Source organism: Neglectibacter sp. X4, assembly GCF_009917365.1.
Classification (GTDB): domain Bacteria; phylum Bacillota; class Clostridia; order Oscillospirales; family Acutalibacteraceae; genus Acutalibacter.
Genome location: NZ_QWLE01000001.1, coordinates 276,912 through 298,410 on the forward strand (window position 1 = coordinate 276,912; position 21,499 = coordinate 298,410).

General features: G+C 52.8%; 21 protein-coding genes and 5 tRNA genes. All 26 read right to left on the reverse strand.

Annotated features, from left to right (window positions below; genetic code table 11):
* Window positions 1–290: 290 nt before the first annotated feature.
* Window positions 291–803, reverse strand: a complete 513-nt coding sequence (locus D1841_RS01345; RefSeq protein WP_256376624.1) for a site-specific integrase — start codon at window positions 801–803, stop codon at window positions 291–293.
* 20 nt (window positions 804–823) lie between these two features.
* Window positions 824–1,564: a hypothetical protein gene (locus D1841_RS01350; RefSeq protein ID WP_160641356.1), complete on the reverse strand. Its 741-nt coding sequence runs from the start codon at window positions 1,562–1,564 to the stop codon at window positions 824–826.
* A gap of 324 nt (window positions 1,565–1,888) precedes the next feature.
* A complete protein-coding gene (locus tag D1841_RS01355; RefSeq protein WP_160641357.1) occupies window positions 1,889–2,620 on the reverse strand; it encodes a DUF6873 family GME fold protein in 732 nt (243 codons plus the stop codon).
* Window positions 2,617–3,996, reverse strand: a complete 1,380-nt coding sequence (gene radA / locus D1841_RS01360) for a DNA repair protein RadA (protein WP_160641358.1) — start codon at window positions 3,994–3,996, stop codon at window positions 2,617–2,619. The genes D1841_RS01355 and radA overlap by 4 nt, the downstream gene beginning before the upstream one ends.
* Window positions 3,997–4,061: 65 nt before the next feature.
* Entirely contained in the window at window positions 4,062–4,814 is a 753-nt protein-coding gene (locus D1841_RS01365) for an N-acetylmuramoyl-L-alanine amidase (RefSeq protein ID WP_160641359.1), read from the reverse strand.
* 240 nt (window positions 4,815–5,054) lie between these two features.
* Complete coding sequence (locus tag D1841_RS01370) at window positions 5,055–5,840, reverse strand: AAC(3) family N-acetyltransferase (RefSeq protein ID WP_160641360.1); 786 nt, start codon at window positions 5,838–5,840, stop codon at window positions 5,055–5,057.
* A 64-nt stretch (window positions 5,841–5,904) separates the two neighbouring features.
* Window positions 5,905–6,702, reverse strand: coding sequence for a sugar phosphate isomerase/epimerase family protein (locus tag D1841_RS01375; protein ID WP_160641361.1), 798 nt, complete (start codon window positions 6,700–6,702; stop codon window positions 5,905–5,907).
* Window positions 6,693–7,214, reverse strand: a complete 522-nt coding sequence (locus D1841_RS01380) for a GNAT family N-acetyltransferase (protein ID WP_160641362.1) — start codon at window positions 7,212–7,214, stop codon at window positions 6,693–6,695. The genes D1841_RS01375 and D1841_RS01380 overlap by 10 nt, the downstream gene beginning before the upstream one ends.
* 34 nt (window positions 7,215–7,248) lie before the next feature.
* Window positions 7,249–7,662: a DUF3788 domain-containing protein gene (locus tag D1841_RS01385; RefSeq protein ID WP_160641363.1), complete on the reverse strand. Its 414-nt coding sequence runs from the start codon at window positions 7,660–7,662 to the stop codon at window positions 7,249–7,251.
* A 58-nt stretch (window positions 7,663–7,720) separates the two neighbouring features.
* Window positions 7,721–7,795 (reverse strand) — tRNA-Cys (locus D1841_RS01390).
* 49 nt (window positions 7,796–7,844) lie between these two features.
* Window positions 7,845–7,920, reverse strand: a tRNA-Gly gene (locus tag D1841_RS01395).
* 3 nt (window positions 7,921–7,923) lie between these two features.
* A tRNA-Phe gene (locus D1841_RS01400) sits at window positions 7,924–7,999 on the reverse strand.
* Between the two features lie 5 nt (window positions 8,000–8,004).
* Window positions 8,005–8,081 (reverse strand) — tRNA-Asp (locus tag D1841_RS01405).
* A 25-nt stretch (window positions 8,082–8,106) separates the two neighbouring features.
* Window positions 8,107–8,183, reverse strand: a tRNA-Val gene (locus tag D1841_RS01410).
* A 107-nt stretch (window positions 8,184–8,290) separates the two neighbouring features.
* Window positions 8,291–9,196, reverse strand: a complete 906-nt coding sequence (gene hslO / locus D1841_RS01415; RefSeq protein ID WP_160641364.1) for an Hsp33 family molecular chaperone HslO — start codon at window positions 9,194–9,196, stop codon at window positions 8,291–8,293.
* A 20-nt stretch (window positions 9,197–9,216) separates the two neighbouring features.
* Window positions 9,217–9,963, reverse strand: a complete 747-nt coding sequence (locus tag D1841_RS01420; RefSeq protein WP_160641365.1) for a class I SAM-dependent methyltransferase — start codon at window positions 9,961–9,963, stop codon at window positions 9,217–9,219.
* Between the two features lie 4 nt (window positions 9,964–9,967).
* A complete protein-coding gene (locus D1841_RS01425; RefSeq protein ID WP_160641366.1) occupies window positions 9,968–10,270 on the reverse strand; it encodes a YerC/YecD family TrpR-related protein in 303 nt (100 codons plus the stop codon).
* A 160-nt stretch (window positions 10,271–10,430) separates the two neighbouring features.
* Window positions 10,431–11,141 carry an HAD family hydrolase gene (locus tag D1841_RS01430; RefSeq protein WP_160641367.1) on the reverse strand — a complete coding sequence of 237 codons (711 nt, stop codon included), beginning with the start codon at window positions 11,139–11,141 and terminating at the stop codon, window positions 10,431–10,433.
* Between the two features lie 11 nt (window positions 11,142–11,152).
* Entirely contained in the window at window positions 11,153–12,457 is a 1,305-nt protein-coding gene (lysA, locus tag D1841_RS01435) for a diaminopimelate decarboxylase (protein WP_160641368.1), read from the reverse strand.
* A 19-nt stretch (window positions 12,458–12,476) separates the two neighbouring features.
* Window positions 12,477–13,070 (reverse strand): ribosome biogenesis GTP-binding protein YihA/YsxC, encoded by a 594-nt coding sequence (gene yihA / locus D1841_RS01440; RefSeq protein ID WP_160641369.1) that lies wholly within the window; start codon window positions 13,068–13,070, stop codon window positions 12,477–12,479.
* 17 nt (window positions 13,071–13,087) lie between these two features.
* The gene (gene lon / locus D1841_RS01445) at window positions 13,088–15,529 is read right to left on the reverse strand and encodes an endopeptidase La (RefSeq protein WP_160641370.1); all 2,442 of its coding nucleotides are present in this window, start codon (window positions 15,527–15,529) and stop codon (window positions 13,088–13,090) included.
* 72 nt (window positions 15,530–15,601) lie between these two features.
* Entirely contained in the window at window positions 15,602–16,903 is a 1,302-nt protein-coding gene (clpX, locus tag D1841_RS01450) for an ATP-dependent Clp protease ATP-binding subunit ClpX (protein ID WP_160641371.1), read from the reverse strand.
* 18 nt (window positions 16,904–16,921) lie between these two features.
* Window positions 16,922–17,503: an ATP-dependent Clp endopeptidase proteolytic subunit ClpP gene (clpP, locus tag D1841_RS01455; protein ID WP_160641372.1), complete on the reverse strand. Its 582-nt coding sequence runs from the start codon at window positions 17,501–17,503 to the stop codon at window positions 16,922–16,924.
* Between the two features lie 149 nt (window positions 17,504–17,652).
* Complete coding sequence (tig, locus tag D1841_RS01460; protein ID WP_160641373.1) at window positions 17,653–18,954, reverse strand: trigger factor; 1,302 nt, start codon at window positions 18,952–18,954, stop codon at window positions 17,653–17,655.
* 213 nt (window positions 18,955–19,167) lie between these two features.
* Window positions 19,168–19,857, reverse strand: coding sequence for a metallophosphoesterase (locus D1841_RS01465; protein WP_160641374.1), 690 nt, complete (start codon window positions 19,855–19,857; stop codon window positions 19,168–19,170).
* Window positions 19,858–19,910: 53 nt separating this feature from the next.
* Entirely contained in the window at window positions 19,911–21,416 is a 1,506-nt protein-coding gene (thrC, locus tag D1841_RS01470) for a threonine synthase (protein WP_160641474.1), read from the reverse strand.
* Between the last annotated feature and the right edge of the window lie 83 nt (window positions 21,417–21,499).

The following is a 21,499-nucleotide window of genomic DNA, read 5'->3' on the forward strand; positions in this document are numbered from 1 at the left end:
CGCTGGCGCGCGGGAAGGTTGAAAATAAAGCCCAGATTCCATCTTTTCCTTTCCGGGCCTTGACAAATCCCACAAGAGATAGTATTATTGTAATCACGGAAACAATCGCCAAGTCTCGGGCTTGCCTGCGGGCACCCGAGACGGGCGAGGTTTACGTACAAAACAATAAGACTGTGCTCGGCCCTGATTGTGTCACTACAAAAAGGGTAGCACAAAGGCCCCGGACTTGTCAAGCCCGGGGCCTTTTTTTGCAACAATCCTGAAAGTGTTGCAAAAAGGTTACAAAATTGTCAAAATTTGTCGCTTAGCGCATACAAGGCCGTTGTTTCCGGCCTGTCATGCCGCAAGGCTTCCTGCACCTGCTCCAAGCTCCCGCTCTCCCGGAACCTCTCCACAGCAAAGATTTTCCGGGCCGTGTGGGGCGATACATGGGCCTTTTCGGCCTGAGCCACCCTTCTCACCCAACGATACACCGTAGACCTGCTCACGGGCCTGCCAGGGGCCTTCTTGCTTTCAAAGACCAGCTCCCTCTGCCTGTCCAGCCACCAGCCCCACAAAGACGCCTTGAGATAGGCTGGCACATCCAGCACAACCGTCTTGCCCGTCTTGCGCTCCCGCACAGGGGCGCTCCAAAGCACCTGGCTAAACGTCAGGCCCAGCACGTCTGAAATCCGCAGGCCCGTTTCCAGGCTCAGCAGAAGCGCCACCTTGTACGTCTCCGGCATCTGGGAAATCAACCGCACGAACTCCCCCCTTTCCAAAAATTCAGACCGCAATTCTCCCCCCAACCTTGCGGTTGTCATATTGTCAACAAGGAAATATATTAAGTGGGCGTTTCGCCTATAGGCCGATAACGGAACTCTAACCCAGCTTCCTCTACCACCACCACCTTTCCCGGGATTTCCGCCCAGTTGTCGGCCTGGTAATAAACCAGCCGAGGGGGCCGCAAGTCTCCCCCGTGAAAGAAGTACCGCCCACCAATGCACCCTGATTCCGTAGATTTTGTAATATATTTTGTGATGTAGCGACAAACTGCTCCGTAATCTCCGGACAGCTTGACAGCAGTTGTGAAGCCATAACGCCAGTTAGATATATTGTATATGATTCTATTATCTTTCGTTTTGTGCCCACTTTCACACAGCCGAAGCCCTCCACCGTTAACCAGACCGTGAAAGTGCAACGCTCCATCCTTGTGCAGTTCTGGCACAAGGATGTATTGAAAACCATTTCGCTCCACACGGTTGGAGAGCCATTGTCCGAGCCTAAGCACACATTTTTTGTAGTCATATCGGTCTATCTCCCTCTCATCCAGCGTAAGGGTAATGAAATACTCCATGGGATTGCAGACAGCCAGCTCGAACAATTGTTTTCTTGCCCGGGCCGCAGACCTCCCAGCGCTTTCCCCCTCCGCCGATTGTTTCCGTGTTTTCTTCTTCCTGTCCCCGACTTCCTCCACAGCCAGCCGCCGAAAGATAGGACGGTTTGCGACAACGTCCTCCAGCACTTCCCCATTACAGGGGTTGATTTTCATGCGTCCGTTGCAGTAGACATCACTTTCAGTCAATAAATTTATAATGCGGTTATCCACAAGTAATTTATTGAAGGAATACTGTGCCTATTATCAAGTATAAGAAACAGCCAGAGCCAGCGAACCTCCGCCCTCCTCAGCGTCAGCACCCAAGTTGCGGGGTTTTTCCAAAAAGTCTCGCCTGCGCTCGAACCGCAATTAGCGCGCGCCCGGATATTGCGCGCTTACAAAATTGGCGTTTTGTATCATTTCGCGCATCAAGTATATGCGCGAAAAGAGACAAAACGAGAAATTTTGTATAATTGCTCTTTTTGGAAAAAGCCCCTTCTTATGGTGCTGGCTCCTTCGTCCCTCCTGGCATTAAGCCAAGGGCAAAATACCGCCTACATCTATAAGAGGATTTTGAGTCAGTTCCCAAATGGAAACGCTGCGGCTTTCGCAGAAAGCCTGGATAGCTTTCCCATCGGGATGGCTATCCAGCCTGCCGGAAACTGCCAGCACATCGGCGGAGACTTTGCCGCAGCATCCACCAATGAAGCCAGTGTCATAGCCGGGCAGCCTGATGAAGCCAGGCTGGATTTTCAGTACGGAAAATCCTTTTGCTTCCAGGGCCTTTACCATGCCTGCGTCAGCAGTGATACAAGCCTTTTCATCTATCAGTGCTGTAGAGCAAGCCGCATATCCTTGCCGCACTGGCAGCAGTTCCAGTCCCTTGGCTTGAGCCGCGTTTTGTATGCCTGCATCCAGCGTTTGGGGATTCCCCACCAGCCATTTGTCCCATACAAAGCCGTTGCACAGCACATCGCAAGGATACCAGCTTTCTGGCTGACGAATGGTTTCTTTTACAGAAAGCCCCAGGCTGGACAGCTTGTCTTGTAAAGCGCTTTTCCTTAACACAAAGGCTTCTCGTTCAAAAAGGAACACTTGCATGTCAGGATGGTATCCCAGCGGAGCGGGCAAACGGGAATCGAACAAAGTTTTAATAGGGGTAATGCCCTGCCGCTTCAGGCTGTCTGCCAGTTCTGGATATTCCCCGGAAACCAGCGCCAGCTTTGCCGGGCGGCAAGGCAGCCGCGGCGTGTGCGCGCTCATGTGGTGGCGGCCTGGAAGGCCTCCCGGATATTCCGGGCGCCGATAACCTCCAGCCCTTCCAGCTTGCTTTTGGACACGTTTTTCAGCCCATGGTAAGGCAGGATACACCTAGTGAAGCCTAGGCGGCTGATTTCCGCAATGCGCAGTTCTACGTGGCTGACGCTCCGCAGTTCTCCTGCCAGGCCAATTTCCCCGAACACCACAGTATCTTCCCGAATGGGCATGTCCTTCAGGCTGGACACCAGCGCTACAGCTACCGCCAGGTCTACAGAGGGCTGATCCAGCCGCAGGCCCCCCACCACGTTCAGGTATGTGTCTAAATTGGAAAAATAGAAGCCAGCCCGTTTTTCCAGCACAGCCAGAATCAGGGCCATGCGGTTGTTGTCAAAGCCTGTGGCCATGCGCCGGGGCGTGCCAAAGCCTGAGGTGGTGGCAAGCCCCTGTATCTCCGCAAGCAAAGGCCGGGAGCCTTCCATGACAGCGGTGACGCAGGTGCCGGAGGCATCCTTGGGCCTGCCGGACAGCATGGCAAGGGAAGGGTTCTCCACCTGCTGCAGCCCCTTCTCTCCCATATCAAACACGCCGATCTCATTTGTAGAGCCGTAACGGTTTTTTACTGCCCGCAAAATGCGGTAGGTCATCTGCCGGTCGCCCTCAAAGAGAAGGACAGCGTCCACAATATGCTCCAGTACCTTTGGCCCGGCAATGGCCCCGTCCTTATTCACATGTCCCACCACAATAACCGGGATGTCCAGGGCTTTGGCACAGCGCATCATCACGTTGGTGCATTCCCGCACCTGGGTAATGCTGCCTGGCGAGGAGGAAAGCTCTGTGTAGTTCATAGTCTGGATGGAGTCGATCATCACCAAGTCCGGCTTTTCGGCCCGGATTTGTTCCACTATGTACTGGATATCCGTCTCCGTCAGGATCATCAGGTTCGGGCTTTGCACCCCCAGCCGGGAGGCCCGCAGCTTGATTTGCCGGGCAGACTCCTCCCCGGACACATAGAGCACCCGCAGATTCTGCCCCAGATATTCGCAGATTTGCAGAAGGATGGTGGATTTGCCAATGCCGGGATCGCCGCTTATCAGCACAAGGGAGCCTTTTACGATGCCGCCGCCTAGCACCCTGTCCAACTCGGACAGGCCTGTGTGGTAGCGGTGCTCGTCTGTGGTGCTGATTTCCCCGATAGGCACTGCCCGGGAGGCCATGCCGCCTACAGCCCGCTTTACAGCCGCACGCTGGGCACTTTCCTGCTCCTTCACTGTCTCCAGAAGAGTGTTCCACTCCCCGCAGGAAGGGCATTTTCCTGCCCATTTGGGGGATTCAAACCCGCACTGGGTACACTGGTATATGACTTTGCTTTTGGCTGCCATTGCTTTTTCATTCCTTATGATATGTCAAGTGTAATAGCATTCTTTACAGCCATTATATCACATTTTTATGGATTTGCAAACTGCCCGTTGCTGCCTTGCTCCTTTCCGACATCCTGGTTTGCCTGCAAATAGTCTATCAGCCCGTTATAGATAGCCGCCGCCATTTCCTGCTGGTAAGAAGGCGTTTGCAGCTTTTCGGCCTCTTGAGGGTTTGATAAAAAGCCGCATTCTACTAAAATAGCTGGTACATGGCAGTTATACAGCAGATAAATATTTTTTTCAGCCTGCTTATTTTCCCGTTTGTTTTCAGGCTGCAAGGCGCTTACAATATTTTGCCGGACCGCCTCTGCCAGCACTCCGCTTTCTTCCCGGGCGCCGGAATAAAACACCTGGGTACCGCTGTACTTGCTTTCGGAAAAGTGGTTCTGATGGATGCTGATGAGAATGCACTCTCCTGTTTCCTCCACTATGCGCAGACGCTTTTTTGTGTCAGAGCGCTTTCTCTCGGCAATGCTGCCAAGGCTTTGATCCCCTACGGCGCTGTCGGTGTCCCGGATCATGATGACATTGAAATTATTCTGCTTTAAGTGCTTCTCCAGCTCCAGGGCAATGGCTAAATTGATATCCTTTTCCACCGCCCCGTTTATGCCTACGGCTCCGCCGTCTTCGCCGCCATGGCCCGCGTCCACTACAATGGTTCCTTTTTTCTGGAAAAAATCGGCGTGGAAGGACACCACGCCAAAAGCTTCCATGGTTTGTATACCGAAAAGCGCCAGCGCCCCGCAGAATAACACCCAAAATGCCAGCTTCCGTTTCATGCCTTCTCCCCTTTGCCTTGTAGGTTTCACAGTCTTTCCATACAAGCTATGCTGGGAATATTTTTCCTATTCTTTCTTTTCAAAAATCCAGAAGAGGAAAAAAGAAAAGCGCCAGCCTTGCGGGGTTGGGCGCTTTCTTAGAGCGTATCCAACATAAGTTGAATATGTAGATTTTCAAGGGGATTTTGTGGGATTCAAGGCAGGAACCGCAAGAAAGGCTGTCGCCTTCCGGCTCTGCAATTATCCATACCATTCCTCAGGAACTGCTTGTGCGTCCAGGAAAAGATCGGGATTTTTTTCCAGCAGTGCGCAGGCAGTTGCCCGCATCTTACGGGCGTTGCCGATGATGCATTTGGCATCTCCAAACGTGCCATACCGGATGGCTCCATGCTTCAAAAATGGCTTTTCCAGCTTGTCATAGTTTTCAGAAACGTCCCCGGCAGGGCAGTAATGAAACCGCGCGTCTGTGCGGTATTCTTCGCCCTGAGGCCCTATAATAGTGATGGGCCGGGTTTCCTCTGTAAGGCGGTTTGGAATGCCTTCCCACTCCTCTACGCCATGAATAAAGGTGTTGGAGCGCAGGGTGCAGCCTAAAAAGAGAATGTCCGCGTCCAAGTCCAGCAGTCTGCCCCAGCAGCCATCACGGGGGCAGGGGCTGTGGGCCTGTTCCTCGCCGGCTGTGTAGGCCGCGGCACCCTTTCCCAGGGCGGCTACTGAATGGGTGGGATGCAGGGAGCGCACCACGCCGGGCCTGTGCCGGAAAAGCTCGGGCAGGATGCCTACGCAGGAGGGAAGCGTGCGGGAGTCGAACACAGTCTGCTCCTTGCCTTGCCCAATGTATTTCCAGGTGTGGGTGGGAAAAATGAGCAGCCCCTCCCCCATGTACTGGCACCAAGCGTCCAGGACTGTATCCGCACCGCCCTCTACTGGGCCGATGGCCTTCATGGAGGAATGGATGAGCAAAGCGCCTTGGGGGTTGACACCCATGTTTTTAATGTCTGCCAGCAAATCGCTTTTTGTATACATTTTAATCGCCCTGCGATACAGGCTGTGCCCGGTATCGTTCCTTTCTCGCGTTTTTTCGCACCTATTATTTCCTGTCCAAGAAGCCTTCCCTTTCCAGCCACGCCGCCGAATCTGCCAGGGCCTGCGAGGTTTTCACTTCCAGCACAGCCCGGCAGTTTCTCTCAGCGGCAAGAGCCAGGTGCCAGGGCAAATCAATTTTCCCTGTGCCCAAGGGCAGGTGGTTTTTTCCACCGATTGCGTCATGAATGTGGAAATGATGCAGCCGTTCTTTATGTGCAAGGAAAAAGGGCCTGTCCACGTCCCCGGCGCTGTGGTTATGGCCGATATCGAAGGTCAGCCCAAAGAGCGGGCTTTGGAGGAACAGCTCCAGGGCCTCTTGGAGGAAGGGTTTGTTAAAATTCCCGGTATTCTCCAGGCAGATGGAAACCGCCCCTTCTGCGGCTTCCTCACACCGGGCAATGGCCTCTGCCAGCCGCCCCAGGAAATGTTCCCGGTACATTTCATAGAGATACGCCTTTTTCCCAGGCAGGGTAAAGTATACGCCTTCTGACAGGTGCATGTTTAAGACAGGGATGTGCAGCTTACGGGCAAAGGAGATAGTTTTCAACAGGGTGTCCAGGTACGCCTGGGCCACAAGGGGGTTGAAATCACACAGATCCAACTTTTCGTCCAGGTGTATGGTGAAATAAACCTGATACCTGTCTGCCACGCTTTGCAGCAAGGGCATGTCCCACTGCTGGTACTGGGGCAGGTTCATGTTCAGTTCGACAAAGCCAAACCCTAAATGGCTGCACAGGGCCGCAGCGCTCTCCGGATCCGAGGCTTCCAGCAGGGTGGGTATTCCCCATTCTTTTACCGGCACTGCTCCCACTCCTCCCGGGTGATGCCATAAACCTTCGTGATGGTGTTCACATCGTCCTCAAACTCTTCTAACAGGCGCATGCCGTTAGCCATAGCAGTGGAATAAGAGCCGATGTTCGTGTATTTCATGTAGGAAAAAAGCATGTTAAAAGGGGTGTTTTCAAAGGCCCAATCCCGGCAGGCCCGGGCAGCCTCTTTGGCATAACCTTTGCGCTGCTGATCTTTGCGGATGTGGTAGCCAATCTCAGGCTTTATCTTACTGCCGATGTTCTGCATGGTCAGGCCGCAGTCACCGATTACTTCCCCCGTCTCTTTCAAAACCACTGCCCATAGGCCAAAGCCAAAAATCTGATACCGCTCCATGTTCCGCTGGATCCATTCCCTGACCCGCTTTTCATCGAAGGTATAGGGGTAGTGCTGCATGATATCCCTATTCCCCCAAACCTTGTACAGGGCATCAAAGTCGCTGGGAACCATCTCCCGCAGGATAAGGCGTTCTGTTTCCAACTGCATAAGCTTTACACGCTCCTTTCGCAAAACAGGGGTTTCATTTTCGGTTCGGCTTCCGCTTGATTGTCAACAGCCGCACGTAATCGTCCAGCAATTCTGTGCTTTCAGGCTCAAACATAACCCATTTTCCGTCATGGAAAGTCTGCGCCTTTGCGTATGCTGTTTGTATCTGTGCAGGGAAGCTGTCTTGAAGTGCCTCAAATTTATCCCGCTCGGCCTTGCCAAAAATTACCATGAACCCTGCACAGCCTTCCCGGGCGTATAAGGCGCACAGGGTCTTGCCGCCCCTGCGGTACTTATATTCATATTGCCAGTTTTTGCCGCCTGTGTTCCAAAGCCGCTCCATTTCGTATTTCGCGTCAATTGCGGCGCACAAGCCCGTCCACACCTCATACAGCGCTGGCCCAAGCAATGCCGCCAGTTCTTCCCTGTCCGGGATATTTTCCAGCATAAAGCTTCCACCTTTACAGAAAATGAGAAACGCTATGGACATCTATCCATAGCGTTTCTGGAGGTGACACCCGGATTTGAACCGGGGAATGAAGGTTTTGCAGACCTTTGCCTTACCACTTGGCTATGTCACCAATGTTTAGGAAAAGACGCTCCAAGAAAGAAGCGTCTTTTCACATCTTGTGGAGCGGACGACGAGGCTCGAACTCGCTACCTCCACCTTGGCAAGGTGGCGCTCTACCAGATGAGCTACGCCCGCAAATGGTGCCTCCGATCGGAATCGAACCAATGACACGGGGATTTTCAGTCCCCTGCTCTACCAACTGAGCTACAGAGGCAAATATGGCGACCCGGAACGGGCTCGAACCGTCGACCTCTAGCGTGACAGGCTAGCGTTCTAACCAACTGAACTACCGGGCCAGATTACCTAAGTAAAACATGTGTATGGTGGGGACAATAGGACTCGAACCTATGACCCCCTGCTTGTAAGGCAGGTGCTCTAACCAGCTGAGCTATGCCCCCATCTCCCACACATCCTAAGTACCGCTTAAGCGGCGCTTGCGCTGTCTACCAGCGACGCTCTATATATTACAGGATTTTCCGTCAAATGTCAAGGGGTTTTTCAAAATTTATTTTTCTTTTTTTAAACTGCCTGCCGCCTGCTCTGCCAGGGACTCTAGTTCCTCTTTTGTAAAGTAATATTTCCGGCTGCAATACTGGCATACAGTTTCCACCCTGCCCTGGCTGTCCAAAGGAAGGGTACGGATTTCCTGAGGGCCTAAGGTCAGAAGGCCCTTTGCAAAACGCTCTTTGCTACAATTGCACACATAGTGTATCTGAAACTCGTCTAAAACCTCCATGGCAAAGCCGTCCAGAGCCTTCTGGCACATTTCCTCCAGGGAAAGCCCCTTTGCCAGCATGGTGGTTACGGAATCCAGCTTGGCGATATTGGCTTCCAGTTGCTTTACAGCGGCTTCCTCTGCCCTGGGCAGCACCTGAATCAGCAGCCCGCCGGAAAGCAGCGCCCCGCCCTTTTCCCTGTCCACCAGCACGCCTAAGGCGCACACTGTGGGCACCTGCTCGCTGATGGCATAATACTGGGTGATGTCCTCGGCTATTTCACCGCTTACAAGGGCTGTCTGCCCGATATAAGGGTCGCCCTCCCCTAAGTCGCGTATAACTGCCAGGCGGCCTTCATGGCCTACGCCGCCGCCCACATCTATTTTTCCATCCTGGCGGATGGGCAGTTCCACCTGAGGGTTGTCCACATAGCCGCGCACGTTGCCCCGGCTGTCTGAAAGGGCTGCAAGGGTGCCTAAAGGCCCCCCGCCGTTTACCTTCAGGGTTAGGGTGGCATTATCCTTTTTCAGCATGGCGCCCATAAGGGATGCGCCTGTCAGCAGCCTGCCTAAAGCCGCGCAGGCTGTTTTGGAAAGCCCGTGGAGCTGCTGGGCTGTGTATACAAGCTCTGTGGAGTCGATAGCGGAAGCCATCAGGCTCCCATCGGAAGTGATGGTGCGGATAATCCTGTCCATATGGTTTGGGTTTTCTCCCCTCATTTCAATTTTTGCGCGGCAAACACCAGCCGCTGGCTGTCCTCCCGGGGCGGCTGAAACGTTAGCTCGTCATACACCTGGATATTTCCGAAACCTGCCTTTCCCAGCATGGCAAATACTTCTTCCAGCGGGTAGGCAGACTCGGAAAAGTGCTCCCGGCTGCGGCGGTACAGCTTCCCCTCCCGCTGGAAAAAATCCAACTGGATGTCCACACGCCCAGAGCCTGGGATGCAGCGGTTCTGCCATACACAGTAGACCTGCCCTATATCATAGACAAAGGTATTGTTCCCCAGCACCTTTTCGTGTTTGTAGAGGGTGTTCAGGTCAAATAAAAAATACCCTCCGGGATTCATAAAAAAGGAAACCCTGCCAAAGGCCTGCTGCATCTCTTCCCTGCCGCTTAAATGGTTCAGGCTGTCTAAAGAGCAGATAACCGTATCCACTGTCCCGTACAAGTCCATTTCCTGCATTTTCTGGCACAGAAACAGGATGTCCGCCCCTGCCTGGGCGCATTTCATCCGGGCCTCTGAAAGCATCTCCACAGAAGCGTCTATGCCGTATATATCCACGCCCCTGCGGAACAGCTCCAGAGTCAGGGAGCCTGTGCCGCAGGCCAAATCCAATGTAAGGCCGGGCGTATGCCCCAGCCGCTCTAAGAGGGAAAGGAAATATTCCGCCCGCTCCTTATAGCCCACGTTGGCGGTTAGGGCATCGTAAAACTGGGCAAAAACCGCGTAGCTTCCCATAGGCTTATTCCTGCTTCCTCTCTTTTCCCAGCCGGCTGAACACCAATTCATAGCCGTCGCTGCCGTAATTCAGAGAACGGTTTACCCGGCTGATGGTGGCGGTGGAAGCTCCTGTTTTTGCCACAATGTCGCTGTATACCTGCTTGTCGCTGAGCATCTTTGCCACAGCCAGACGCTGGGACATGGATTTCAGCTCTGGCACTGTACACAGATCGTCAAAAAAGCGGTAGCACTCCTCCGGCGTTTCCAGCGACAGCACTGCCTGGAAAAGAAAATCTATGTTACCGTCCTGCAATTTCGCGTTCATCTCTGCGCCGTCCTTTCTTTCCATGAAAAATTTTAAAACCCGCAGGCTTTCTGCGCCCGGTATGTTCTTATCTCCCTGTTTTCACACGGTTCCCACTGGTTTATCATTTTAACACAGAAAAGCAGAAAAGTAAAGTTCAAAGTCTGTGGATTTTATGGCATCAGGACAAAACCCGCTCCAGCTCCCGCAGGCTGCGGATAATATAGGCAGGTGCAATGTCCTGAGGCGGCTGCTTTCCTCTGGGATTATACCAGCAGGCGGGCATCCTGGCAGCCACAGCGCCTGCAATATCGCTGGAAAGGGAGTCGCCCACCATCAGGCAGTCCTCCGGGCTGCACCTAAGGGATACGAGCATTTCTTTAAAAAATGTCTTTCCCGGCTTGATACAGCCTATTTCCTCGGAAATGAACACAGCCTCCGTATAAGGCAGGAGTTTTTCCACTCGGGGCCTTTGCACCCGGGTGACGCCGTTAGTGGCCAGCACCAGCTTATGGCTTGCGGAAAGCTGCCTGAAGATATCAAAGGTATCCTCTTCCATAAAATCGCAGGACAAGGCTACATGCTTCAGGTAACATTCCACCAGTTCGTCTATATCCCCGCCCCACCCCAGGGTCTGTGCGAGGCATGTAAAATGCCGCTGGAGATACGCATAATAATAGCGGTGGTAATTTGCCTGGATGTCTTGATTCGAGGTATTGTCCAAGCCAAACTCGTCCCAGATTTTCCAGCTTAATTTTTCATCTAAAGAAATATATTCCGGCGTATACGCGGCGTTAAGCTTCTCCGCAATGGCTTTTTGGGCGCAGGCATAGGCACGTCCAAAATCTAACAGCGTGCCGTCCACATCAAAAATCAAATATCTATAGCCCATTATGCCGCCCCTTATACGTCATTGCGCACCAAGTCCTCATAGGTCTCCCCTTTGATGATGATACGGGACTCCCCTTGGGACACCATAACACAGGCTGGCCGGGGATTGCGGTTATAGTTTGAGGCCATGGAATAATTATAGGCCCCAGTGGTGAGCACTGCCAGGATGTCCCCTTCCTCTGGGCGCTGAATAGGCGTGTGCTCCTGGATCAGATCGCCGCTCTCACAGCATTTTCCTGCCACTGTGGCAATGTAATCCGCAGGCGCGTTTGCTTTATTGGCAAGCAGGCAGGTGTAATCGGCCTGATAGAGGGCATAGCGGGGATTCTCAAACATGCCCCCGTCAATGGAAACATAATTGCGCACACCGGGAATCTCCTTGATGGCGCCCACAGTATACAAGGTGATGCCTGCTTCCGCCACCACAGATCGGCCTGGTTCAATGTAAATTTCAGGTTGGTCAAGGCCTAAATCTTTACACTTCTTGTGTACCATCTGGGACACAGCCTCCATATAGCTTTCATAAGGCAGGGCGTCATCCCGCTGGGTGTAGCGCACCCCAAAACCGCCGCCCAGGTTCAAATGCTCCAACTCCACGCCAAACTGGGACTTTACCTGCCCGAATAACTCCAGCATGACTTCAGCGGCGTGTACAAAAGGCTCCACTTCAAAAATCTGGGAGCCGATGTGGCAGTGCAGCCCCTTTAAGCTTACATGCTCCAGGGAAAGGCTTTGGCGCACCGCCTCCAGGGCTTCGCCGCTTGCCAAGTCGATGCCGAATTTGGAATCAATCTGCCCGGTGCGGATAAAGTCGTGGGTGTGGGCATCTATGCCCGGCTTGATACGCAGGGAAATGTTGACCACAGCGTTATTGCCCTCCGCAATGCGCTCTACAAGCCGCAGTTCGGAAAAGCTGTCCACCACAATGTCTCCCACGCCGTTTTCAACGGCAAAGGCTATCTCTCCGGCAGACTTATTATTCCCCTGGAAATGGATATGCTGGGGCAGCACTCCTGCTTGCAGGGCTGTGTACAGTTCACCGCCGGAAACCACTTCCACGTCCAGGCCTTCGCTTACCACAATACGGTAAATTTCCTTGCAGCTAAAGGCCTTGCTGGCATAGATAGGGCGGCCATGGCCCCCATAAAATTTCTGGAAGGATTGCACATAGCTTTTGCAAACCCGGCGTACTTCGTCCTCGCTCATCACATAAAGGGGTGTGCCATACTGCCCGGCAAGCTCTACGGCATCACATCCGCTGATAGCCAGCCGTCCCCTCTCGTTTATTTCAAGGCAGGGAGAAAGCAATCTCATCATCCTTTCGCACAATCAAAAATTACATGTCCGCATACGTCTCTACAGCCTTTGCAATCAGTTCCCGCACCTCTTCCAGCCCGGCTCCTTTTACCGCGGAGAAAGGATAAAAAGGAATGCCCAGAGGGGCCAGCAAATCAGAAAAAAGCTGGGTTTGAGACGTTGTCTCCCCTTTATTCAGCTTGTCGGACTTAGTGCAGACCACAGCAAAAGGCGCACCCATTCCCTGCAGGAAATCTATCATCTGCAGGTCATTGGCAGAGGGCTTGTGGCGCATGTCGATAAGCTGGATAACCAGGGCAATTTGGCGCTGCTGGGCAAAATATCCCTCCACTAGGGAGGCCCAGCGCTCTTTTTCGCTTTTAGAAACCTTTGCATACCCATAGCCGGGCAAGTCCACAAAACGGCAATCCATCAGACGGTAAAAATTGATGGTGGCGGTTTTACCCGGCGTGGCACTCACCCGGGCAAGGGCCTTGCGGTTCACCAGACGGTTTAAAAGGGAGGATTTCCCCACGTTGGACTTGCCGGAAAATACGATCTCTGGTAAATTGGAGGCGGGCAACTGGTCTTTGCGTCCTGCTGCAAATTCAAATTCTACATGTTGAAAATCCACTGGTAAGCTCCTTTACTTTACACTCTGGCAGGCTCTACATAGTGGTCAGCGGGAGCTGGGTGCAGGGGGATTTCCTCGGAAATGGCCTGTCCCTCCGGCTGGATGGGCCGGGGCATACACTGTAAAGCGTTTTCCAGTACGGTATCTACTCGTTTTACTGGGATAAAGCATACATTTTTCTTTACAACTTCATCTATTTCTGCCAGATCCGGCACATTGTCAATGGGAATAAGCACAGTCTTTATGCCGTTTTTATAGGCTGCCATGGCTTTTTCCTTCAGGCCGCCGATGGGCAGCACGCGGCCCTGTAAAGTGATTTCCCCTGTCATGGCTATATCCCGCCGCACAGGTATGGCGGTTAAGGCCGAAGTGATAGCAGTGGCCATGGCGATGCCGGCAGAAGGGCCGTCTTTGGGCACTGCGCCCTCCGGAGCGTGAATATGTATATCACACTTTTCATAAAATTTGGGAGAAATGCCCAAAGCGCCGGCCCGGGTGCGGATGCAGGTGATGGCCGCGTTGGCGGATTCCTTCATCACATCCCCCAAAGAGCCAGTAAGCTGGATTTTGCCTGTGCCTTCCATAACAGCCACTTCCAGGGGCAAAAGCTCCCCTCCCACGCTGGTCCAGGCCAGCCCGTTGACAAGGCCCACCATATTTTCACTGGGCAGGCGATCCTGGGTATATTTCCGGGGGCCGAGCAGCTCTTCCAGATCTTCGGGCTTTACAGAAACGCTGGAAAACTCCGGATCCAGCACAATTTTTTTAGCTGTTTTCCGGCAGACGGAAGCAATGGTGCGCTCCAGTGTGCGCACGCCAGCCTCCCGGGTGTAGCCTTCGATGATCTGCCGGAGGGCCGCTTTGCTGAACTTTAACTGCCGGGCCTTAATGCCATGCTTTGTAAGCTGCTTTTTCACCAGATGCTTGGTAGCAATATTTAACTTTTCCTCCAGCGTATAGCTGCCCAGCTCGATAATATCCATACGATCATACAGCGGGCCGGGGATGCGGGAGGCATCGTTTGCCGTGGTGATAAAAAGCACATGGCTCAAGTCAAAGGGCATGTCAATATAATGGTCGGTAAACTCCCCGTTCTGCTCCGGATCCAACACCTCCAGCAAGGCGGAAGCGGGATCCCCCTTGAAGTTCGTACCCAGTTTGTCAATTTCGTCCAGCAGGATAAGGGGGTTGTTCACTCCTGCCTGCTTCACAGCGTTGATAATACGGCCAGGCATGGAGCCTACATAGGTTTTGCGGTGACCCATGATTTCTGCTTCATCGCTGACGCCTCCCAAGGACACCCGCACATATTTGCGTCCGGTGGCCCGGGCAATGGAACGGGCGATGGAGGTTTTGCCCACGCCCGGAGGACCAACCAGGCAGATGATCTGTCCATTTTGTAAAGGCGCAAGGCTTTTCACTGCCAGGATTTCAATAAACCGCTCCTTGACTTTTACAAGCCCATAATGATCCTGATCCAGAATCCGCTGGGCGCGGGTTAAATCCAGCTTTTCCTTGGAAGATTTCCGCCAGGGCAGCTCCAGGCAGGTGTCCAGATACAGCCGGATGACACTGGCCTCGTGGGAGCCGGAGGGCATATGGTACAGCTTATTGCATTCCTTTAGAAGCTTTTCCTCGCAGACCTTGGAAAGCTGCAGGGCGCGCACCTTTTTCCGAAGTTCATCTGACTCCTGCTGAGGGTCGTCCTCTTCCCCCAGTTCATTGGCAATGGCCCGCATCTGTTCCTTTAAGAAATATTCCCGCTGGTTTTCATCCATCTGGGCCTGGGCCTTCTGATTGATTTCATTTTCTACAGCCAGAATCTGGATTTCCTCGGTCAGCACGTCAATCAGTTTCTGCATACGCTTTAGGGGCCGCAGCTCGTCTAAAATATACTGCTTGCGCTCGAAGTCGATGGAAATGTTGGAGGCAATGTAGTCCGCAAGCCTGCCGCAGTCCTTTTCCTGGAGCACGCCCAGCAGCACATCCGGGGGCACATGCTTGAACAGGCGCAGGTATTCGTCAAAGCGCTCGTGGATAATGCGGATGAGGGCTTCAGACTTGTAGGACTTTTTATAGGTGAGCATAGGGCATTTCACAATGTTCCCCAGCAGATAAGGCTCTTCCTGCACAAAAGAGGTGATTTCCCCCCGGCACAGCCCCTCTACATGAAGCTTTGCCCCTTCTTCTGAGTGGTGTACCACCTGTTTGATGCGGGCAATGACGCCTACCCGGTACAGGTCATCCCCTACCGGTTCTCCATCCTCCATATGCACCTGGGAGACTAGAAAAATCAGCCTGTCATTGACGATAGATTCAGATGCTGCCAGTACGGATTTTTTTCGGGAAATGTCAAACTGCAGCATCATACCGGGGAAAAACACCAGCCCGCGCACAGCCAGAACCGGCAAAACCAAGTTGTTTTCTATCTTGCTATTTTCATCTGTAAAATTTTGCATGATGATCTCCTAAAACCAGCGAAAGACTGCGACCGGGAACCATGCCGGCAACAGCCTTTTTCGCTACCTTATTTATGATACCGAGTCTCTGCGGTCACGCCGCTTAGGCTGGGTGATTTTGATTTTAACGGGTTTTCTGTCCTTGTTGTACAGGATTTCCGGCTCCATGCCGTCCTCTACCATCTGCTTTGTAATTTTTACCTTTTCAATGGTGTAGTCGCTGGGAACCTTATACATCATGGGCATTAAAACCCCTTCCAAAATGGATCGCAAGCCCCGGGCGCCTGTTTTGCGCTCCAGAGTCTGCCTGGCAACGGAACGCAGGGCCTCTTCCGTAAACTCCAGATCCACTTTGTCAAGGTCAAACAGCTTCTGGTACTGCTTCAAGAGGGAATTTTTCGGCTCCCGCAAAATGCGCACCAGGGACTCTTCGTCCAAGCCCTCCAGGGATGTGATAACCGGGATACGGCCTACAAGCTCGGGGATAAGGCCGTATTTTACCAGATCGTGAGGGGTTACATCCTTCATCCAGTTAATGGAATCCAGTTCCTTTTTCCCATGGACTTCCCCGCCAAAGCCTAAGGTGGTGGACGCAGAGCGCTGCTGGACAATCTTTTCCAGGCCGTCAAAGGCGCCGCCGCAGATAAAGAGGATGTTGGAGGTGTCGATATTGATGGCCTCCTGCTGGGGATGCTTGCGCCCGCCTTTCGGCGGCACGCTGGCGGTGGTGCCTTCCAGAATTTTCAGCAGGGCCTGCTGCACCCCCTCGCCGCTGACATCCCGGGTGATGGAGGTGTTTTCCGACTTGCGGGAAATTTTGTCGATTTCGTCGATATAGATAATGCCCCGCTCTGCCTTGAAGATATCATAGTCTGCCGCCTGGATAAGCCGCAGCAGGATATTTTCCACATCCTCGCCCACATAGCCCGCTTCTGTCAGGGTGGTGGCGTCCGCGATGGCAAAGGGTACGTCTAAAAGCTTTGCAAGGGTCTGGGCCAGATAGGTTTTGCCCACGCCGGTGGGTCCTAAAAGCATGACGTTGCTTTTAGACAGCTCCACATCGTCATTGGAAAAATAGATGCGCTTATAGTGGTTGTAAACCGCTACGGACAAAGCGATTTTAGCGCTCTCCTGCCCCACCACGTATTCATCCAGCTTCCGCTTGATTTCCTGTGGCTTTGGCAGCAGGATGCCCACTTCCTTTTCGTCGCTTCTGCCCTTTTTCAGCCGATCCTCATCCTCTATAATGGACATACACAGCCTGACGCAAGCATCGCAGATATACACCCCGGAGCCTGCTATCAGACGGGTTGCTACAGCCTGCGGCTTTCCGCAGAAAGAACAGCAGATTTCGCTTTCATTGATTCCCGCCATCTGTCCACACCCTTTCTGTTATCTCGATTCTATAACCTTGTCGATAAGGCCGTACTCCAGTGCCTGCTGGGCTGTCATAAAGTTATCCCGCTCGGTGTCCCGCTCAATGACCTCAATGGGCTGGCCTGTGCGCTGGGACAGGATGGTGTTCAGGCGCTTCTTGGTGCGCAGGATATGGTCGGCATGGATACTGATATCCGTGGCCTGCCCCTGTGCGCCGCCGCTGGGCTGATGTATCATGATTTCGCTGTTTGGAAGGGCAAAACGTTTGCCCTTCGTCCCCGCAGCCAGCAGGAAGGAACCCATACTGGCTGCCATGCCAATGCAGATAGTAGACACATCGCACTTGATATACTGCATGGTGTCATAAATGGCCATGCCGTCGGTAATAACGCCGCCAGGGCTGTTGATATACAGGGAGATGTCCTTTTCCGGATCCTGCCCTTCCAGGTACAGAAGCTGCGCCACAATAACACCAGCAGACGCGCTGTTCACATCCTCGTTAAGCATAACGATCCGGTCATTGAGCAAGCGGGAGAAAATGTCGTAAGACCGCTCGCCCCGGTTGGTCTGTTCCACAACATATGGCACCAGGCTCATATTGATTAGCTCCTTTCCAGAGGCCCTTTTTGAAAGCAAATCACTCCAAACAGGCCTTCAGCCTAAATTAGTATGAAAGCAGGCAATAAGATTTATTCGGTTTCAGAAAAATTATGCCAGCAAAAGGCATTTCTGCCTTATTTTTCCTGTTATTCTTCCCCAGCCTCCGGCTCTTTGATGACAGCGTTGGCACGCACAAACTCTACAGCCTTCTGGTTTGCCAGGTCTGCGCTGACCATATCCATGTTCACCAGGCCCTTGACGTTCTCCAGGGGCATCCCATACGCTTCGGACAGGCGCTTCAGTTCTTCCTCGCACTCCTCATCTGTGGGCTTGATGCCCTCTAACTGTGCGATTTTTTCAAGGCCCAGCCGCACCTTTACCTGCCGGTCTGCCTGGGGCTTATACTGGGCGCGGAGATCGTCGGTGGTCATATTGGTATACTGGAGGTAAGTCTCCAGCTTCAGGCCCTGGGACTGCAGGCGCTGGGCAAAGGCGTTGATGATTTCATCTACCTCGTTTTCTACCATCTCATCCGGGATTTCCGCCTGCACCTTTTCAATAACCGCGTCAATAAGCTGGTTCTCCACATCGGCATCCGCGGCCTTTTCCCGGCGCTCCAGCAGCTTCTTTTCAATATCCTTCTTATATTCCTCCAAGGTGTCAAATTCGCTGACATCCTTTACAAATTCATCGTCTACCTCGGGCAGTTCCTTTGTCTTTAACTCATGCAGCTTGATTTTGAAAACAGCCGCCTTCCCTTTCAGCTCTTCAGCATGGTAATCCTCCGGGAAGGTTACGTTTACGTCAAAATCCTCCCCTGTGCTGTGGCCCACGATCTGATCCTCAAAACCGCGGATAAACTGCCCGGCACCCAAGGTCAGCTCGTAGTTCTCCGCCTGGCCTCCGTCAAACTGCTTGTCATCTACATAGCCGTCAAAGTCGATTACAGCAATGTCGCCGTTTTCCGCCGCGCGGCCTTCTACTGTGATCATCCGGGAATTGCGCTCCCGAACCCGCTCCAGCTCGCTATTGATGTCCCCTTCTGTTACCACAACAGGCTCCCTGGTGACTTCAATGCCCTTGTACCCTTCAATGGAGGCCTCAGGCTTTGTGACAACCGTCAGCGTACACTGCACGCCAGCCGCCTTGCTGATTTCGTCGATTTTAAAGTCTCCAATGCTGACTACCTCCAGCTTGGACTGGTCGATGGCTTCCATGACGATGGAGCGGTACAGCCGGTCAACAGCGGCGTCAAAGAACACTTCTTCGCCGTAATACTTTTCTACAAAAGCCCGGGGCGCCTTGCCTTTGCGGAAGCCGGGGATATTCAGCTTTTTGCTTTCCGACTTGAACACAGCGTCCAGGGTCTTGTTAAATTCCTCGGGGGTGACCTCAATCTGCAACTGGTATTTGTTGGTTTCCACGTTGTTGGTAGCTTTTAAATTCATTTTACTTTTTCCTCTCACAATAGACTTAGCCGGGCGTTTTGACTTCATACCAGAAACGGGACGGGCCGCCTGGTATCCTGGTAAAATTTAAGTATTGCAAAATAGCCGCTTGTGAATATTATAGCATAGACAAGCGCAGGAATCTATATCTGGACTGCAAATTCTTGCAGGAAAATCGTGAAAAATTCGGTTTTTTCACATAAAATTTGCCGTTTATGGGATGAGTACAGGGGCGAAGTTTACATAATCGCAAGAAATCAAATGCATCTCCACACCCCGGTAGCTGCCTGCCAGAACTTTTTTGGCGGCATACTGCCCATGGATATGGCCAAAATAGCAGTGGCGGATCTGGTTTTCCCAAAGGATTTCCAGCAGTTCCCGGCACTCCATATTATCATATACCGGCGGGTAATGGAGGAAAGCCACCAGCTCTCCCCCCAGGGTCTTTGCCTGTTCAATGGAGGACAAAAGCCTGCCTGCCTCCCGGCTGACAATTTTTCTGTCTTCCTCGGTTTCCGAGTTATAGAGCCATCCCCGGGTGCCGCAAATGGCTTTATCGCCTACTCTGTAGGCGCAGTTATGCAAAATGTGCAAGGTATCCCAGCCGTTTTCCAGGAAAAAGCGGTCTATTTTGTTCCGGGTAGACCACCAGTAATCGTGATTGCCTTTTAGGAGCAGCTTTTGCCCGGGCAGGGAATTGATAAAGGCAAAATCCTTGCCGGTATCTTCCAGCTTCATGGCCCAGGAAATATCCCCGGCAATGACCACCGTATCTGTTTCAGCCACTGTGCCCCGCCAGTTTTCCTCCAGGCGCTGCACATAATCCTGCCAGCCTCGGAAAACGTCCATGGGTTTGTCTGTCCCCAGGGACAAATGCAGATCTGCTATTACAAATAAAGCCATTTTCCCACGTTCCCGTGATACAGACAGTCCCGTATCTTCCTTTCTTGATAATCTTACCCTATCCCCAGCATACGGCGTACAGCGGCAGCCGTTTGCTCTTTCGGGACGATTTCTGTAAAGCGTATTTCCTTGTCACGCAGAGCAAGAAGCTGCCGGGGGGCGCTGGTGCGGGTCAGTTCCTCCAGCCGGCGGAGGTTTTCAAATTCTTCCGTCGTTTCAAGGGGTTCCAAAGCGCCCAGCACATGCTGTGTAAATTTATAAGGACTGGCAGTGGAGGCGATAATGGCAGGCGTTTCCCCGTCCCCAGTTTCCTCTATATACTGCCGGTACACGTCTAAGGCCACTGCTGTGTGGGTGTCACAGAGATAGCCTTCCTGCTCCCAGATGCGGCGCACTGTTTGGGCTGTGGCCTCCTCATCGCAGAAGCCGCCATAGAAAAGGGCTTGCAGCTTTTCCTTTACCAGCGGGCTGACTTCATACACGCCCTTTTGGGCAAGTTCCTCCATCCAGCCGGTTAAAGCCTGGCTGTCTTCCCCGGACAGAGCGTACAGCAGCCGCTCCAGGTTGCTGGAGATAAGGATATCCATGGAAGGCGAGGAGGTGGCGAAAAACTCCCGGCGGCGGTCATATGCGCCTGTGCGGATGAAGTCTGCCAGCACCTTGTTGCGGTTGGAGGCGCAGACAAACTTTTTTACGGGAAGGCCCATGCGGCTGGCATAATAAGCCGCCAGAATATTGCCAAAATTCCCGGTGGGCACCACAATATTTATCGGCTCTTCCAGGGAAGATATGCGGCCTGTGCGGTGCAGTTCCAAATAAGAATAGAAATAATAGACAATCTGCGGCAGCAGGCGGCCCCAGTTGATGGAATTGGCGCTGGAGAACAGCATTCCCTTATCCAAAAGCGCCTGCTTCATGCCTTGATCGGTAAAGATGGTTTTTACTGCGGTTTGCGCGTCGTCAAAGTTCCCCTCTATGGCGCAGACACCCACGTTTTCCCCTTCCTGGGTGGCCATCTGGCGCTTCTGCATAGGGCTGACCCCGTCTTTGGGATAAAACACCATGATTTTCGTGCCCGGCACGTCCTTAAAACCCTCTAACGCAGCTTTGCCCGTATCTCCGGAGGTGGCTACCAGGATGACGGCTGTTTTCCCTGCCGCTGATTTCCCCATGGATTTTGTGAGGAAATGGGGCAGGATTTGCAGTGCCATGTCCTTAAAAGCGCAGGTGGGGCCATGCCACAGCTCTAATAGATGTTCATTGCCTGGGGAATTCGGCAAGGGGACAAGCTTTACAGGTTCACCTCCCCCGAATTTGCCGGGGGCATACGCCTTTTCCACGCACTCGTCCAGTTCTTCCGGAGAAAAATCTGTTAAAAATTCCGCGAAAACAGCCTTTGCAAGGCTTCGGTAATCCATATCCCGCCATAAAGGCAGCTTTTCTTTCACCTGCGGCAGGCATTCTGGCACGAACAGCCCGCCTTCCTCTGAGATTCCCTGGGCTATAACCTGCGAAGCCAGCAGGGAAAGCTTAGAATTCCTGGTGCTTTTATAGCGCATCCATATCACCCACACTTGTTATTTTTCATTCCCGGCATCTTGGAGGCCTGGGAAATTACACCCCAATACTATACCGCACTTTT

Coding starts and splice junctions, on each gene's coding strand:
- D1841_RS01345 (WP_256376624.1), bottom strand. CDS start 803: ATGACAACCGCAAGGTTGGGGGGAGAATTGCGGTCTGAATTTTTGGAA.
- D1841_RS01355 (WP_160641357.1), bottom strand. CDS start 2,620: ATGAGCGCGCACACGCCGCGGCTGCCTTGCCGCCCGGCAAAGCTGGCG.
- radA (WP_160641358.1), bottom strand. CDS start 3,996: ATGGCAGCCAAAAGCAAAGTCATATACCAGTGTACCCAGTGCGGGTTT.
- D1841_RS01365 (WP_160641359.1), bottom strand. CDS start 4,814: ATGAAACGGAAGCTGGCATTTTGGGTGTTATTCTGCGGGGCGCTGGCG.
- D1841_RS01370 (WP_160641360.1), bottom strand. CDS start 5,840: ATGTATACAAAAAGCGATTTGCTGGCAGACATTAAAAACATGGGTGTC.
- D1841_RS01380 (WP_160641362.1), bottom strand. CDS start 7,214: ATGCAGTTGGAAACAGAACGCCTTATCCTGCGGGAGATGGTTCCCAGC.
- D1841_RS01385 (WP_160641363.1), bottom strand. CDS start 7,662: ATGCTGGAAAATATCCCGGACAGGGAAGAACTGGCGGCATTGCTTGGG.
- hslO (WP_160641364.1), bottom strand. CDS start 9,196: ATGGACAGGATTATCCGCACCATCACTTCCGATGGGAGCCTGATGGCT.
- D1841_RS01420 (WP_160641365.1), bottom strand. CDS start 9,963: ATGGGAAGCTACGCGGTTTTTGCCCAGTTTTACGATGCCCTAACCGCC.
- D1841_RS01425 (WP_160641366.1), bottom strand. CDS start 10,270: ATGAACGCGAAATTGCAGGACGGTAACATAGATTTTCTTTTCCAGGCA.
- D1841_RS01430 (WP_160641367.1), bottom strand. CDS start 11,141: ATGGGCTATAGATATTTGATTTTTGATGTGGACGGCACGCTGTTAGAT.
- lysA (WP_160641368.1), bottom strand. CDS start 12,457: ATGATGAGATTGCTTTCTCCCTGCCTTGAAATAAACGAGAGGGGACGG.
- lon (WP_160641370.1), bottom strand. CDS start 15,529: ATGCAAAATTTTACAGATGAAAATAGCAAGATAGAAAACAACTTGGTT.
- clpX (WP_160641371.1), bottom strand. CDS start 16,903: ATGGCGGGAATCAATGAAAGCGAAATCTGCTGTTCTTTCTGCGGAAAG.
- clpP (WP_160641372.1), bottom strand. CDS start 17,503: ATGAGCCTGGTGCCATATGTTGTGGAACAGACCAACCGGGGCGAGCGG.
- tig (WP_160641373.1), bottom strand. CDS start 18,954: ATGAATTTAAAAGCTACCAACAACGTGGAAACCAACAAATACCAGTTG.
- D1841_RS01465 (WP_160641374.1), bottom strand. CDS start 19,857: ATGGCTTTATTTGTAATAGCAGATCTGCATTTGTCCCTGGGGACAGAC.
- thrC (WP_160641474.1), bottom strand. CDS start 21,416: ATGCGCTATAAAAGCACCAGGAATTCTAAGCTTTCCCTGCTGGCTTCG.